The organism is Actinoplanes sp. CA-252034 (assembly GCF_050956125.1).
Classification (GTDB): domain Bacteria; phylum Actinomycetota; class Actinomycetes; order Mycobacteriales; family Micromonosporaceae; genus Actinoplanes.
This window is the reverse complement of record NZ_CP191846.1, coordinates 2914222-2929309: the sequence shown is the minus strand read 5'-3', so window position 1 is coordinate 2929309 and position 15088 is coordinate 2914222. Positions and strand designations below refer to the sequence as shown.

General features: G+C 70.9%; 9 protein-coding genes. 5 read left to right on the top strand and 4 right to left on the bottom strand.

Translation table 11 applies throughout. From position 1 onward, the window contains the following. Window positions 1-79: 79 nt before the first annotated feature. Window positions 80-1744: an ABC transporter ATP-binding protein gene (locus ACQPZW_RS13145; protein WP_433795134.1), complete on the top strand. Its 1665-nt coding sequence runs from the start codon at window positions 80-82 to the stop codon at window positions 1742-1744. A gap of 2 nt (window positions 1745-1746) precedes the next feature. Continuing rightward, on the top strand, window positions 1747-3687 hold the full coding sequence (locus tag ACQPZW_RS13140; RefSeq protein ID WP_433797523.1) for an ABC transporter ATP-binding protein: 1941 nt from the start codon (window positions 1747-1749) through the stop codon (window positions 3685-3687). 50 nt (window positions 3688-3737) lie between these two features. On the opposite strand, the gene ACQPZW_RS13135 is transcribed toward ACQPZW_RS13140, so the two are convergent. Next, the gene (locus ACQPZW_RS13135; protein ID WP_433795133.1) at window positions 3738-4898 is read right to left on the bottom strand and encodes a hypothetical protein; all 1161 of its coding nucleotides are present in this window, start codon (window positions 4896-4898) and stop codon (window positions 3738-3740) included. Between the two features lie 148 nt (window positions 4899-5046). On the opposite strand from ACQPZW_RS13135, the gene ACQPZW_RS13130 reads away from it, so the two are divergent. From ACQPZW_RS13130 to ACQPZW_RS13120, 3 genes are all read left to right on the top strand, one after another. Further along, a complete protein-coding gene (locus ACQPZW_RS13130; RefSeq protein ID WP_433795132.1) occupies window positions 5047-7572 on the top strand; it encodes a M14 family zinc carboxypeptidase in 2526 nt (841 codons plus the stop codon). A gap of 173 nt (window positions 7573-7745) precedes the next feature. After that, complete coding sequence (locus tag ACQPZW_RS13125; RefSeq protein ID WP_433795131.1) at window positions 7746-8732, top strand: hypothetical protein; 987 nt, start codon at window positions 7746-7748, stop codon at window positions 8730-8732. After that, on the top strand, window positions 8669-9985 hold the full coding sequence (locus ACQPZW_RS13120) for a WD40 repeat domain-containing protein (protein ID WP_433795130.1): 1317 nt from the start codon (window positions 8669-8671) through the stop codon (window positions 9983-9985). The genes ACQPZW_RS13125 and ACQPZW_RS13120 overlap by 64 nt, the downstream gene beginning before the upstream one ends. A gap of 83 nt (window positions 9986-10068) precedes the next feature. Here ACQPZW_RS13120 and ACQPZW_RS13115 read toward each other — a convergent pair whose 3' ends face one another. The 3 genes from ACQPZW_RS13115 to ACQPZW_RS13105 are packed head-to-tail and all read right to left on the bottom strand — an operon-like array spanning window position 10069 to window position 14977. After that, complete coding sequence (locus ACQPZW_RS13115; protein ID WP_433795129.1) at window positions 10069-11802, bottom strand: hypothetical protein; 1734 nt, start codon at window positions 11800-11802, stop codon at window positions 10069-10071. Next, the gene (locus ACQPZW_RS13110) at window positions 11799-13670 is read right to left on the bottom strand and encodes a hypothetical protein (protein WP_433795128.1); all 1872 of its coding nucleotides are present in this window, start codon (window positions 13668-13670) and stop codon (window positions 11799-11801) included. The genes ACQPZW_RS13115 and ACQPZW_RS13110 overlap by 4 nt, the downstream gene beginning before the upstream one ends. Further along, window positions 13667-14977 carry an esterase/lipase family protein gene (locus tag ACQPZW_RS13105; RefSeq protein WP_433795127.1) on the bottom strand — a complete coding sequence of 437 codons (1311 nt, stop codon included), beginning with the start codon at window positions 14975-14977 and terminating at the stop codon, window positions 13667-13669. The genes ACQPZW_RS13110 and ACQPZW_RS13105 overlap by 4 nt, the downstream gene beginning before the upstream one ends. Window positions 14978-15088: the final 111 nt, after the last annotated feature.

The following is a 15088-nucleotide window of genomic DNA, read 5'->3' as shown; positions in this document are numbered from 1 at the left end:
CCCCAGGGCCGGCATCCACCCGGATCCCACGAAGAGCTGGTTACGCCGCGCCTGGCCCATCGTCCGTGCCCACCGCGCGTTGCTGATCACCTCGCTGACGCTGTCGTTCATCGGCCTGATCGTCCAGGTGCAGATTCCCGACCTGGTGCGGATCGGCATCGACAGGGCACTCGTCGACCGGGCCGAGGGCCTGACGAAGTACGTCTGGCTGATCGCCGGGCTCGCGATCGTCCAGGGTGTCGTCAACTTCCTGGCCCGGCTCTACCTGCTGCGCACGGCGTACGAGATGGAGTACGACCTGCGCAACCTCGTCTTCGGCCACCTGATGCGGATGTCGTACGGCTTCTACGACCGGGTCCAGTCCGGCGAGCTGATCTCCCGCGCCACGAGCGACATCCGGGCCGTCCAGATGTACCTGGCATTCGGCCCGTCGATCCTGGTCCAGTGCACGATCGCGGTCATCGCGTTCGCCCTGATGGTGTCGATCAACGCGCCCCTGGCCGTGGTCGCGATGCTCACCATGCCGGTGATCGCGGTGCTCGGCGTCCGGATGCGCAAGGCGATCTTCCCGGTGTCGTGGCTGATCCAGTCGCGGCTGGCCGGGGTCGCGACCGTGGTCGACGAGAACATCCAGGGCGTCCGGATCGTCAAGGCGTTCGCGGCCGAGAGACGGCAGATCGACACGCTGGCACGGGCGGCCGACGGGGTGCGGTGGGCGTACACGACCGACGCCCGGATCCGCAGCCGCTGGATGCCGGTGATGGACAACCTGCCGCGGCTCGGCCTGGCGATGGTGCTGCTCGTCGGTGGTCTGATGGTGCTCGACGGCCACGCGACCGTCGGCACGATCGTGGCGTTCAACTCCTACGTGCTGATGCTGCAGCCGCCGTTCCGGATGCTCGGCATGATCATCATGATGGGGCAGCGGGCCGCCGCGTCCGCCCAGCGCATCTACGACATCCTGGACACGCCGACCGAGCTGACCGACCCGGCCGAGCCGGTGGTCCCGCAGCCCCGGGGCGACGTGCGATTCGAGGGCGTGCGGTTCGCGTACCCCGATGGGACCCTCGGCCTCGACGGTCTCGACCTGCACGTCCGGCCGGGTGAGACGGTGGCGCTGGTCGGCGCGACCGGCAGCGGTAAGAGCACCGTGGCCCGGCTGGCCGCGCGTTTCTACGACGCCGACGCGGGGCGGGTGCTGATCGACGGCGTCGAGGTGCGCGATTATCCCCTGGAGACGCTGCGCGACCGGGTCGGGATCGTGCCCGACGAGCCGTTCCTGTTCTCCCTGTCCCTGCACGACAACATCGCTTTCGGACGGCCCGGGGCGACCCGCGAGCAGGTGGTCGCCGCCGCCGTCGCGGCCGGCGCCGACGGTTTCATCCGGGAGCTTCCCGAGGGGTACGACGCGGTCGTCGGCGAACGCGGCTACACCCTCTCCGGCGGCCAGCGGCAACGCGTCGCGATCGCCCGTGCGCTGCTGGTCAACCCGCCGGTGCTGATCCTCGACGACGCCACCAGCGCCGTCGACGTGCGGGTCGAGCACGAGATCCACGAGGCGCTGCGCGACCTGATGCGCGACCGCACCACGATCATGGTCGCGCACCGGCTGGCCACCATCGGCCTCGCCGACCGCGTCGTGCTGATCGAGAACGGGCAGGCCGTGGCGACCGGCACCCATGCCGAGCTGTTGGCGACCGAGCCCCGCTACGGGCGGGTCCTGGCCACGGAGGTCCACGCGTGAGCATGTTCGGAGGCGGGTTCGGCGGTCCCGGCGGCGGTCCCGGGTCCGGGGCGATCGCCGGGATGGGCGGCACCGGCACCCGCCGCCAGGGGAACACGCCGTTCGCCGGGGTGCCGCCCGAGCTCGCGGCCGGCGTCACCCTCCTGGAGGCGAGCGAGCCGGCGCATCCCGACCCGGCCGAGCCGTTCAGCCACGCCCCCGACAGCGGCCGGATCACCCTGTGGGCGCTGCTGTCCGGGCGGCGTGCGCTGCTCGTGACCGCGGCCGTCGCCGTGGCGGTCGAGGCGCTGCTGCTGCAGTCCGGGCCGTACCTCGTGCAGGTCGGCATCGACCACGGCATCGTCGCCCGCGACGTGCCGGTCCTGGTGATCGCCGCCGTCGCGTTCCTCGCCTCGGTCGCGCTGACCGCCCTCGCCACCGCCGTGCGCATCCGCACCAGCGGGCGACTCGCCGCCTACAGCACCCGTGACCTGCGGGTTCGCGTGTTCACCCAGTTGCAGCGGCTCAGCCTCGACCACTACACGACGGAGAAGGCCGGCGTCACCATGACCCGGATGACCTCCGACGTGGAGGCGCTCCAGCAGCTGCTGCAGGAGGGGTTCGCGCAGTTCCTCATCCACGGGATCACCATGGTCGTGGTCACCGCCGTCCTGATCCACTACGACGCCGGGCTCGCCGCGATCACGCTGCTCCTGGTGGTGCCGCCCCTGCTGCTGCTCACGCTCTGGTTCCGGAGAGCGGCCGACGTCGGCTACAACCGGCAGCGCGACACGATCGCCGGGCTCTTCTCCCACCTGGCCGAGAGCCTGAACGGCGTACGCGTCATCACCGCCCACAACCAGCAGGACCGCAACGTGATCGCCCACCGGGAGGTGGTCGGCGCCTACCGCGACGCCAACGACCACACCGGCCGGATCAACGCGGTCTACGGTCCCGGGACGTCGGTGATCGGCCTGCTCGGCCTGGCCGCGCTGCTGCTCATCGGCGGCCGCAAGGTCCTGGCCGGCACCCTGACGATCGGTGAGCTGACCGCGTTCGTCCTCTACCTGAACGCGTTCTTCCAGCCCGTGCAGCAACTCGTGCAGCTCTACACCAACTATCAGCAGGCCCGCGCCGCCCTCGGCAAACTCCGCGGCCTGCTCGGCACGGTCCCCGCGGTCCGGGAGAGACCCGGCGCCCAGCCGCTGCCGCCGGCGTCCGGCGAGATCGAGCTGCGTGAGATCACCTTCGGGTACGACCCCGAGCGCCCCGTGCTACGCGGAGTGAATCTGCGGATCGCGCCCGGCGAGACGATCGCCTGCGTCGGCCCCACCGGCGCCGGCAAGTCCACCTTGGCCAAACTGGTGTCCCGCCTCTACGACCCGGACGCCGGAACAATCCTCATCGACGGTCACGACCTGCGCGACGTCACCCTGGACTCGCTGCACCGGCAGGTCGGCGTGGTCCCGCAGGAGCCGTTCCTGTTCGCCGGGACACTGCGCGACAACATCGCCTTCGCCCGCCCGGACGTCCCCGACGAGGTCGTCGACGCCGCCGTCGACGCGGTCGGCCTGCGCGACCTGGTCGACCGCTCCCCCGACGGCCTCCGGACGATCCTGCACGAGCGCGGCCAGTCGGTGTCCTCCGGCGAACGCCAGCTGATCGCCCTGGCCCGCGTCTTCGTCGCCGAACCGAGAGTGGTCGTCCTGGACGAGGCGACGTCGAGTCTGGACCTGCGCTCGGAACTGCGTGTGGAGGCCGCGATCCAGCGCCTGCTGGAGGGCCGGACCGCGATCCTGGTGGCGCACCGCCTGTCCACGGCCCGCCGAGCCGACCGGGTGATCGTCGTCGACGACGGCGACATCATCGAACAGGGAACCCACGAGCAGCTACTGGCCGCCGGTGGCCGCTACGCCACCATGTACGCCACCTGGGAGTCCCACGCCGCCACCCGACCCCGCTGACGCCCGACCCGCCGCCTGCCGGTCCAGGTGGCGGGGCCGGCGCCCGACGGTCAGGTGTCGGAGCCGGCGGCCGCCACCTCGCCGGCCAGGCGCTCGGCCACCGACTCGACGACCTGCCTCTCCGGCTCGATCCAGCTCTCGAACCGGCCGCCTATCGCGTGGTCGAGCAGGCTCCCGTGGTCGGCGCTCGCGACACCGGCCGCTTCCAGGAACCAGCCGAGAACGGTCCGGCAGCAGCCGTACCAGCCGGAGTCGTAGCCGGTGCTGTCGCCCACCGCGGTCACCAGGTGGGCGACCGCACGTTCCCAGCCATCGAGGTCGCCTGCGGCCAGCGGAAGAAGCCGGTCGAACCGGTCGGCGATGTCGGCCAGCCAGTCGTGCCACTCGACCAGCGCGGCGGCGATGGCGGCGGCGGCCGCCTCCGGCGTCCCGGCCGAATCCCGGAAACAGCACCAGTTGCCGATCGGCCCGCCGTCGAGATCACCCTCACCGGTGGACCATCGCCAGCCGGCCACCCACGCCCCGTACCGTTCGGTGAGCCCGATCGACATGCTCTCCAGCCACAGGTCCTGCAGACGCCAGTCCGCCTCCTCGGCCGGCGGAGCGGAGGCCGCGACGAGCGCGGCGGTCATTGCGGGAACCGTTGCCGGATCGAAGTCACGCCTCCGCGGGTCCACGTCGGCCCAGCTCAGGTCCCAGGGAAGCGGGATTTTCCGCTCGAATGTCCCGAAATCGAGGCGGCTGATCCCGGGCGCCTTCACCGCCCGCCAGGCCACCGGCTCGCCGGTGCTGTCGGTGATGGGCGGCGCCATCGCGGCGAACCGGCCGCGGGCGTCGGTGGCGAGCTCCACGGTCAACTCGTGCCAGGCCACCAGGCCCCGGGCGATCCGGTCCAGGGTCTCGGCCGGTGTGGTGATCGGCGGGTCGGCGATCAGCCAGATCGGAATGACGCCGCGACCCTGGTGATCCTCCAGCACCACCGTGTGCCTCCAGCCCACCGCCCACGCGCCGAGCCGTTCGACGAGCGCCATCGTCATCCGGTCCAGCCAGACGCCGGTGAGCCGCCAGTCGGTACCGGCCGGCGGAACCTCGGCCGCCGGGGGCAACGACCGCACCAGGCCGGCCACGCCCGCCGGGTCGAGACCGGGACGTCCGGCAGGGTCGATGTCACTCCAGGTGAGCCGGGAGAAGTGCGGCAGGTCGGCACTCAAGGAGTCGCGCCTTTCGGTGGACGGCGGGACAGGATATCGAACCGTCGGCGGCGGGGATGACCTTAACGGTATGGCGATACGCGCAATCGATCATTGCGCATTCATCGATGAAACGGGGAGGGTCGGGGCATCCCAACGGAGGTGCTTTGTGGACCTGTCACGAACGCTGGCCGGCATCGGCGCCGCGTTGCTCGCCACCGCCCTGCTCGTCGACCCGGCGACGGCGGCGACACCCGGCGACACCCCATCCACCCGTGACTTCGGCAACGGGCCCGAACGCAACGAGATCGCCGCCCTCGGTGAAGCCACGCCGTCGGCACTCACCCTGGCCGCCGGGGAGCCGGCGGCCGCGTGGACGATCACGCGGCGCAGAGGTTTCCCGCGGCAGAACGAGCTGCCGGTCTGGCCGGTCAACCCGGAGGATCGGTCGATCAAGCTCGGGCTCGTCCCCTACCACTCGATCGCTCCGAAGCTCAACGCCCTGCAGCAGGCCTCGGACCGCGTCTCCGCGGAGATCGTCGGGAAGTCGGCCGGCGGGCGGGATCTCTACCTCGTCACGGTGACCGCTCCGGAGTCGGCAGCGGAGGCGGCGCAGCAGGATCGGTGGCGTGAGCTGATCGAGGAGGATCCGCGCGCCGCCAAGCGCGACCGGGGCCTGAAGGCCGGCTACAAGACGCCGGTCTGGATCAACGCGAACATCCACGGCAACGAGTGGGAGGGCACCGACGGCGCGCTGCGTGTCATCGAGCGCCTGGCCACCGCCACCGACGCGGCGACCCGGGACTTCCTGAAGCGGAGCCGGGTGTACGTGACGGTCACCAACAACCCGGACGGGCGGGTCGCGGGAACCCGGGCGAACGGCGCCGGTTTCGACATCAACCGGGACCATGCCACCAGCTCGCAGCCGGAGTCGCGGGCCGTCCGGGACGTGGTGATCGCCACGCAGCCGTTCCTGATGCTCGACGAGCACGGCTACACCGGGACGACGCTGATCGAGCCGGCCACGCCGCCGCATGGGCAGAACTACGAGTACGACCTGTACATCAAGCACGCGCTGCCGAACGCGCTGGGCATGGAGAAGGCCATCCAGCAGCTCGGACACCCGGAGACGACCCGCGCCGACATCCCGTTCCGCGACTATGCCCCCGGCGACTGGGACGACTGGCCGCCGATCTTCACCCCGATGTACGCGATCTACCAGGGCGCGGTCGGGCACACCGTGGAGATCCCGCTGCAGGTCAACAATGCCGCCTACAACACCCTGCCGGTCGAGGAGCTGCAGCGCCGGGCCAGGATCAACACCGACGTGGCCGCGGCGACGATCCAGGCCGCGCTCACCTACGCCGACACGAACCGGGGCGCCCTGCTCGCCGATCAGATCGAGCAGTTCCGCCGCGGGTGGGCCGGTGAGCCGTCGCCGGTCGTTCCGGACGGTTTCGTCGACGGGTTCGGCCCGGAGGACCGCTACTCGACCACGTTCCCGCGGGCCTACGTCATCCCGGCCGGCACGCCCGCCGCGGCGCGTCTCGTCAATCACCTGATCTCCCATGACGTGCGGGTCACGGCGGCCCGGACCGGTTTCCGCTCCGGCGGGCGCCACTATGCCGCGGGCACCTACGTCGTCGACATGCACCAGCCGAAACGCGGCCTGGCCAACGTCCTGCTGGAGGCGGGGCGGGACATCTCCGGGCTGGTCCCGCAGATGTACGACATCTCCGGCTGGAGTCACGGGCTGCTGTGGGGCGCCACGGTCGACAGCAGCCTCCGGTCGCTGCCACGCGTCCCGCTCCGCAGGGTCACCAGGGCGGCGCCGACCGGGTCCGTCGACGCCCCGCGTGGGTACGACCTCAGCCTGTCGCTGCGCGACGGCAACGATGTGCGTGCCGTCAACGAGCTGCTCACCCGGGGTGTCAAGCTGCGGCGCACGGACGCGGCCACCGTCATCGTCCCGGCGGAGGCGCGACCCGAGGCCGTCTCTCTCGCCACCTCCCTGGGGGTACGTTTCACCGCCGCCCCCGGTCGCGCCAAAGGCGTCGTGATCGAACAGCCGGTCATCGCAGCGGCCGTCTCCGCCGACGAGCTGCTCGCTCTGAGGGAGATGGGCTTCGCGGTGCGGCCCGTCTCGACGGCGATCCTCAACGCCGGTTTCGACCTGTCGTCCGTCGACACTCTCATCGTCTCCTCCGGTCTGTCGTACACGGCCCTGACCGCCGCCGCCCGCGCTTCCGTCGACGCCTACCTGGCACGCGGTGGCGGTGTCCTCACCCGTGGCGCCACCGGCGTCGCCTTCAACGCCGCCGCCAAGGTCCTCCCGGTCACCGCGACGGCCGGCCGGGGTGACGCCAACGGCGTGGTCAGGGTGACGAACACCGGTGGCATCGTCGGCGCCGGCTCGCCCGCGCACTCCTTCGCCTACTCCCCGATCTGGTTCACCGGCACGGGCGTGACCGTCGAGCAGCGTTACGGCACGTCGCCGCTGGTCGCCGGGCACTGGCTGCCGACGGACGCCGGAACCAACGGCCCGGCCCAGGCCGCCGGTCAGCCCGCTGTCGTCTCCGGCACCACGGCCGGCGGTGGCCACGCGGTGCTCTTCGGCACCGAGCCCCTCTTCCGCGCCCACCCGAAGGGCCTGTACGCCCAGTACGCTCGCGCCCTGCTCTGGACCGCCACCTGACAGGGAGTCCGGGGCGGTATCGGGTGTTCATCCGGATGTCCGCCCCGGACTCCGCCGTTACGATTCGTAGAGGTAAAGGATCTCCCGCGTGACGGCGAGGTGAGATGAGCACCGGCCCACCGCCCCCCTCTGCCGACAGTGTCCGCCGAGGTCACGCCCTCATTGCCGACGCGATGATGCGGGAGCCCGCCGACCGCGAACCCAGCCCGTACGTGGTGGCCCGGCTCGCCGACCACGTCGGGTACGCCGGCATCTGGAGTGATCTGGCCGAACGCCCTTACCTTCTGGACCACCTCGATCCGGATTCGGTGGCCGCTGCGGTGCTTCGCAGCGCCTACGGCCGCCGAACGCTCCCGCCACCGATCGCGGCCGCGCTGTCGGCTCGCCACCTGCTCAACGTGCTCGAGCCGCCGGATCGCCTGATGACGCGCTGGCTGGCCGCCGCCTGCGGCTGGGATCGAGGTGAACAGCCGCTTCCCGCCTGGGCGCACATCGATCACCGCGAGCCGGCGCATGTCGCTCTGGTCGGCCACCAGGCACCGGTGCTAGCGATCACCGCGCTGCGGGCGGCCGAAGGAGCGCTCGTCGCCAGCTGGGCACGGGACGCGACGATCCGGGTCTGGGACCTGGTCACCGGGCGTCCGGCCGGTGATCCGATACCGACCGGTGACACGCGGATAACCGCGCTGGCCGGCCTCGGCACGGAGGACGGCGGCTTGCTGGCCTCGACGGAGCCGGGCGGGCGGATCACGTTGTGGCGATGGCGGACCGGGGAACGTATCGACGCGACGACGGAAACCCCGGCCACGGGGTCCGGGCTGCTGGCGGCGCTGCCACAGCCGGGTGGTGGCGAGTTGCTGTGCTCCGCCGCCCGGCAGGGTGCCGAGGTCACGCTATGGGAGGTGGCGCCACGGCTCGGGCGGGTCGGCGTCATCCGGGTCCCCGGGGCCGTTCGGGCGCTCACGGTGCTGCGCGACGAGGACGGCCCGACCAGGTTGGTCACCGGGGGTATGACGCCCACATCCGACTCTGGGACATCGCGACGGGCGCACCGGCCGGCTCCGTCCGCCATCCACGGGGATCGATCACCACTCTGGTGGCCACGGGTACGACCCCGCGGTTGCTGGTCGCCGCCGAGAACGGTGGCCTGGACACGGTGACGTTCGACAGTGACGGCTTTCCCCGAGGTGTTCGTCAGCTCGTTCCCTTCACCTCGCCGGGTCCCGTGCTCGCCGCGGTCCTGAGCCGCCCGGAGACGGGTGCCGCGCTTCTGGCGGTGGCTGACCGCGAAGCGGTCCGCATCTGGAGCCGAAGCGGCGAGACCTGGACGGAGACCGCCCAGATGGTCGGCCACCACGATCCGGTGCGGGCGATCAGTCCGCTGATACTCCCCGACGGACGGCACATGCTGCTCACCGGCGGTGACGACACCACGCTACGGCTGTGGCACGCACGGGACGAGACGCCGGATCCGACGTCCGGCGACGGACTGATCCTCGCCTGTGCCTCCGACGGCGCAGCGCTGGTCACCGGAACTGACCGGGGACGGATCCGCTGGTGGGACTTGGCGTCGGGTCAGCCGGACGGCCAGACGCTACGACAGCAGAGTGGCGTACGGGCCCTGGCGTGGGACGGGCATGTCCTGGCCACCGGCGGAACTGACGGGTTCGTACGGATGTCCGTGCCCGGAGAGGCCCGCTCCAGGTGGGACCGCTTGCATAAGCACCGGGGCCGGGTGTTCACTCTCGTGTTCTTCCGGTCCCGCGCCCGGAGAAGGCGATTCGCCTCCGGCGGTGTGGACAGTGTGGTGCGGGTGTGGGACGCCGACACGGGCCGGGCGGTCGGCTCACCCTTGACCGGGCACGCCGGTCACGTCCGGGAGCTGGTGCCGGTGCCCGACAGCGACGGCGCCGACCGGCTGATAGCCGGATGCCGGTCGCGGGTGCTTCGGGTCTGGCGCGAGATCGCACCCGACCGATACGAGCCGGTCGACCTGTCGCTGTCGTCGCCCGATGTGGCGATGGCCGTCGCGGGCGACGTGCTGGCGATCGGCACCGAGGACGGCACAGTGGAGCTCCGGAGCGGCAGTGACCTGTCCGAGCGGCTCGCCGTCCGCCGGCTGGCCGGGGCCGGACAGCTGTCGTCTCTGGCTGCCGGGCTCGTCGACGGCCGCTGGCTTCTCGTGGCCGGCAACCGGTCCGGGCAGGTGCTGATCCATGATCTCTCGGGGGAGAGGCTCTTGCGCACGGTGCTGTTGCCGCTCGGCCAACAGGCTCTGGGCCTGTCGCTCGACAGCGGTCACATGATCGTGCGTACCGGTCGCGGCGTGCTCGTCACCGCCCTCGACCCCCGGATGGTCGCGCCGTCAGCCGGCGGTGAGCCGCAGATCCCATTGCGGCAGTCCGAGCGCTGATCTCTGGTCATCGGAGATCGGCGTCGTCATCAGCTGCTCCTCCTCCTCGATCACCGGCGGCGGCAGGGCCCGGAGGTATTCCGTCAGCTCCCGCGCCGGTTCCAGCCGGACCTGGCACATGGCATGAAGCTCGCGGTACTCGTCGACAGCGGCGCGCAGCCGGAGGATCGCCGTCTCCTTCTCCGCGGTAAGGCGCTCCTGGGCCGCCTGCTCCCGGCCGGGGCGGTGACGTGAATCATCAGGGCGAACAGGGCAGCGGCGAGGGTCAGGACAAACAGGCCGAAGGCGGGAGCGGAGCCGAACCGCCAGCCGGCGACCAGTGTGGAGGCGAAGACGGCCGCTCCCAGGACGGCCAGGGTGCCCGTGACGACCAACCAGCCGCCGAGTCGCTCCCGTCGAACCTCCTGCCGGGTGTGGCGATCGAAGGCCACGGACAGCTCGTCGACGAGGTCGTCGGTGACCGATTCGACGGAGATCCGGCCCTGCCACGGCCCTACGGCGACCGGCAGGCCCTGGTCGACGGTGGTGGAGATCCGGTCGGCGGCCTCCTCCACCGCGCCGATCGCCCACCGGCGGCACAGCCACGAGGCCAGGCGGACCGTACCGCGCCCGGCCTGCGGGAAGGGACGCCGGCGGGCGCCGAGATTGCTCAACAGGGTGAGAAAGTCGACGTGGGTCTCCTCCGGATTCTGGCTCACCTGCTGGTCGTGGGGTTCGTCATGGCCGTCGTCCAGCCCGGCAAGACGCTTGAGCTGCATTTCCTGCAACCGGAGCCGGCGCTCCTCCGGCTCCGGCAGATCGACCATCTGCCGCAGCATCCGATCCACCCGCTTCACCTGGGCGGTGCGGTCCGGACCGGAGTCGGCGTCTTCGACGCTGCGCTGCCGGAAGGTGCGGTGGAGCCTGTCGAAGGCGCGGGCGGCACCGAGCTGATCGGTCAACCGATGCCACGGCGCACCGACCGCGGTCAGTGCGGGCCACTCCTGCCAGATAATGGCATCGGGCGCGGCGGGAGTGTGCGTGTCCAGCACCTTCCGCCACCGGTTCAACTGCCGGTCGGCCAACTGCGGATCCCTGGCCAGCTGCTGGAACCAGCTCTGACATCTGTCGTTGATCTGTTGCCGTGCGGGCGCGCCCAGCGCCCCGCTCACCGTGGCATCGAGCAGAACGACGAAGTCGTCGGCCAGCCGTTCAGGTTGCTGACTGCTCAGGTAGGTGTGCAGCCACTCGTTGGCCGTGTCGAATCGGCCGTAGCGAGCAGAGAGCAGCGCCGCGAACAAGGCTGAGCGGGTGCGGTCGAGCCGCATGGCGTTCATCAGGGCCCGCTCCGTGGCCGGCCGCTCGTCGCGGATCCAGGCGACCGTCGCGTTCAGCATGGACGCCAGCCAGTAGTCCGGGACGTCCACCGACCGGAACTCGGCGATCAGCTGCATCGTCGACTCCTGGACCAGCCCGTGATCCATACCCTCCAGGATGCCGAGCACGTTGTCGCGGACCTGCTTGTAGGGCCCGTACTTCACGTCGAGCTGACGCTGGACATCGGCGAGCTGCCCGTAGGCGATGAGACGCCGCATGTCCCGGCCGTTGTCCTCGATGAACGTGCCGAGATCGGCGCGGATCCGGTCGACCTGATCGACCAGACCCGCCTGCTGATGTGACATCCGGCTGAGCTGGTCGGCGATGTCCCGATGGGTCTGGGCCACCTGGGCCGAGACGGCGCCCAGCACTGCCTCGTGGTCCTTCAGGAGGTCACTGTTGTCGGCGACGGTCCTTCGGAGTTCCTCCAACGACTGGTGAAGATCCTCAGCGTCCGTCATCGCTCGTCCGCCTCCAACGCGGCTCGATAGGTCTGGTGTGCCAGGCGATAGACCGAGATGCCGTACTCGGCGTCGACGGTGACATAGGGAGCGGCCCGCTCCAGCAGAAGGTCGATGTCGGCCTCGGTGACCTGGTGGCCGTCGGTGAAGGCGCCGGCCAGACCGGCCCACAGGTTCTCACTACGGGGCATGCCCGGGCCGACGGTGAAGGCGAGCACGCGTAGCAGCGCCCGCGCATGTGGGGTCGTACGATCCAGCCGGCTCAGCGCGTGCCGGAAGACGGCACGGTGATCCCCTGACACCAGCTCCGTCAGCCGTTGCGACCGCACGAGCCCCGGATCGGCGAGCACCTCGTGGACGACGAGCCGTGCGAAGAGGAACCCCATGTCGTCCCGGCCCCGGGTGATCAGGTCAGCGACCCGGCCGATCTCGTCGTCGGTCAGCTCCGGGCGTTGGCCGTGGGGAAGGTGGGTGAGACGGCGCAGCACGTACGCCGCCAGCGCGGCCCTGTCCCGTCCCAGCCGCCGAAGATGGGCCGGGCCGAGCGCTGTGATCAGCTCCGGGCGGACCGGAGGCGGTCCGTCGACCTGGTCGTCCACCGAGGCCCGGGTGCCCACCAGCACCCTCCCGTGCGGCTGGGCGGCCAGGCGGCGAAGGACCGACCCGGCCACCGCGACCGGATCGGTCGCCTCGTCGAGGCCGTCGACCAGGATGGTGAACCGTCGACCGGTGAGACCGTCGATCAGATGATCGACGTCAGCGCCCGACCAACCGGCACCCTCGGCTGCGGGTTTCAGCCCGAACGACTCGGTGAGCCGCTCGACGATCTCGGCGATGGACAGCCCGGACAGGTTGAGTGCCGTATCGAAGGGGCCGGCGTCGTCCCACGGTTCCCCGGTCCAGCCGAACCGGGCGAGGATCGGCTGCCACAGCGGGCTGCTACGGATCAGCACACTGCCGAGCAGCGCTGACTTGCCACTTCCGGGGCGGCCGGTGATCACCAGCATCCCGCGGTCGGCACTACGCAGCCAGGCACGGATGTCGCGGGCCTCCTCCGTCCGGCCGACGAAGTGCAGGCCGGTGTCGACGCGTTCGGTGGCCCAGAACTTCGGGAAGAAGTGGTTGCGCTGGTCGTCCGGCACGGTGGCCAGGAGCGCCATGAGCTCCTCGTACACGTCCAGCGGCGCGCTGACCGCAGCAGCCACCGGTCGTGCGCGAGGCAGCAGAACCCGGCGCCACTGACGAGGCTCGGGACGCGCGTCGGGCAGCGCTGACAGCAACTCGTGTATCAGGTCGTCGAGCACCACGTGCTCGTCGTTGGGAGTCAGCCGGGCGAGCGCACGACCGAAGGCCTGCCGCAGTTCGCCGACGTAGGCGCCGGCGTCCCCGGACACACCGATCAGGTAGAGCTGCCGGACGTCGTCACGCACCATGGCAGCGACCCGCTTCACGTAGTCGCCGGAGCTGCAAGCCTCGACGATGACCAGCGCCCAGGCTGCATCGTGCTCCTGACGGCGGCCCCAGTCGACGTCGAGCTGGTCGGCCATCGACAGGGCGTTGAACCCGTTGGCGACCACCGGATCGACGGTGTCGTAGCAGGCCAGACTCGCCTTGTCACCATTGCTGTCACCGTGGCCCAGCCAGATCAACAAGGAACTGGGCGTGTCCCGTTGGGTCCAGGCGCGCAGCCGTGCCTTGACCGCGGCTTCGTGCCACGTCTCGTTCTTCGCATGGGTGGACCGGACTCCGCCGACCTGGCCCAGCAGCTCAGCGATCGCCTCCGCGTCGGCGATGACTCCGTCGAGCGGCGGAAAGTTCTCATACCGATCGACCGCGATGGCGGTGATGTCGAACAGCGGCGTGGTCACCCCGCCACCTCGGCGAGCGCCATCTCCTCAGCAGGGAGTGCCAGCACGACCTCGGTGACGGGGGCGAATCCGCCGTCCTTGACCTCGATCCGGTAGGCGCCGGTATGGCGCAGCCGCAGGGCGGCGGCCCAGCCGCCGTTGTGCCGGCGTGGCCGTGGCCGGTCCACCAACGCGTTCGTCTCCAGGTCGAAGACCCGACAGCCGGGTGGGACGAGACGGTCCGAGGTGATGGTGATGTCGACGAGCTCACCCGTGACGACGGTGTCGGGCACATCGATGCCCGGGCCTGCGGCACCCATGGAGGGGGTCAGACGATCGTTGGTCAGCGCGACGGTGACGGCCGCCAGCGCTTCCCTGGTCCGGGCGATCCCACCGTGGCTTTGCGGCAGTGCGGCTATCGGATGGACGCCGCCGAGGGCCGCCTCCAGGTAGACCGTGCCGTCGCCGGCATGGTCGATCTCGCGCCCGCCGTCCGGGATGTGCCACTGCGGCACCACCACACCGGCCTCCAGGCGCATGCTCTGCATGGTGGGTTGCTCCACGCCGATCACGGGCCGCAAGCGCGAGGAGTCCGGCTCGGCGAAGACCTCGTGCAGACGGAGCGAGTCGCGGGCGAGTTCCGGGTCACCACCCAGGGATGCGACGTCCGCCGGGGTCAGCCGGTGCACCACGCCGTTCTCCTCGCGACAGCGATAGGACGGGAGGAGATCGTGCACGCCCGGCAGCGTCACCGCGAGTTTCCTCAGTCGCGCCCGCGGCAGCGGCACCGGGCTGCCGCGACCGGCGTTGAGCAGATGGGCGGCCTTGACCGAGCCGTAGAAGGGTGTGCCGAGCGTGACCGTGAGGCGGACCAGATCGCGGCCCCCGAGCCGTTCGGTGAAGTAGCCGGCGACCAGGCCGCCCATCGAGTGGGCGACCAGCACCAGCCGGGCGTCCCGGCTTCCCCTCGGATGCCGGCGCCAGCGCCGCAGATGCTCGGCGGCGGCCTCGGCGAGATAGGCGGCGTTGACCGGAACGGCGAGCCGCCAGTCGTAGGGGAACTCCTCGACCGCCGACGGGTCGGCGACCCGTTCCCGCAGGCGCGCCGCCATGGCCCGGTACGGCTCGAAACCGCCGAGCCCGGGCGTCGCCGCCGGCGTCCGCAGCAGCCGGGTGGCATGGACGCGGCGGTGGTCCCCCGCGCGTTCGGCGTCGGTCAGATGAAGGCGGGTGATCGCCCGGTTCGACGTCCACAGACGGGCGTAGTCGAGTGGCGACATTCCCCAGAGGACGTCGCCGCTCGATCGGTCGATCAGTTCGCTGCCCATGATCCCGGGGATCAGGAGGACAGCGTCACGACATAGAGGGACATCGGAATCCACGCGCACCCCCACGGAGGGACGTCACCCAGGGTCCTGAGGCGATCACTCTATTCGATG

Excerpts from the sequence above, each read along its gene's own strand:
- ACQPZW_RS13115 (WP_433795129.1), bottom strand. The coding sequence starts at position 11,802 with ATGACGGACGCTGAGGATCTTCACCAGTCGTTGGAGGAACTCCGAAGG.
- ACQPZW_RS13125 (WP_433795131.1), top strand. The coding sequence starts at position 7,746 with ATGATGCGGGAGCCCGCCGACCGCGAACCCAGCCCGTACGTGGTGGCC.
- ACQPZW_RS13140 (WP_433797523.1), top strand. The coding sequence starts at position 1,747 with ATGTTCGGAGGCGGGTTCGGCGGTCCCGGCGGCGGTCCCGGGTCCGGG.
- ACQPZW_RS13105 (WP_433795127.1), bottom strand. The coding sequence starts at position 14,977 with ATGGGCAGCGAACTGATCGACCGATCGAGCGGCGACGTCCTCTGGGGA.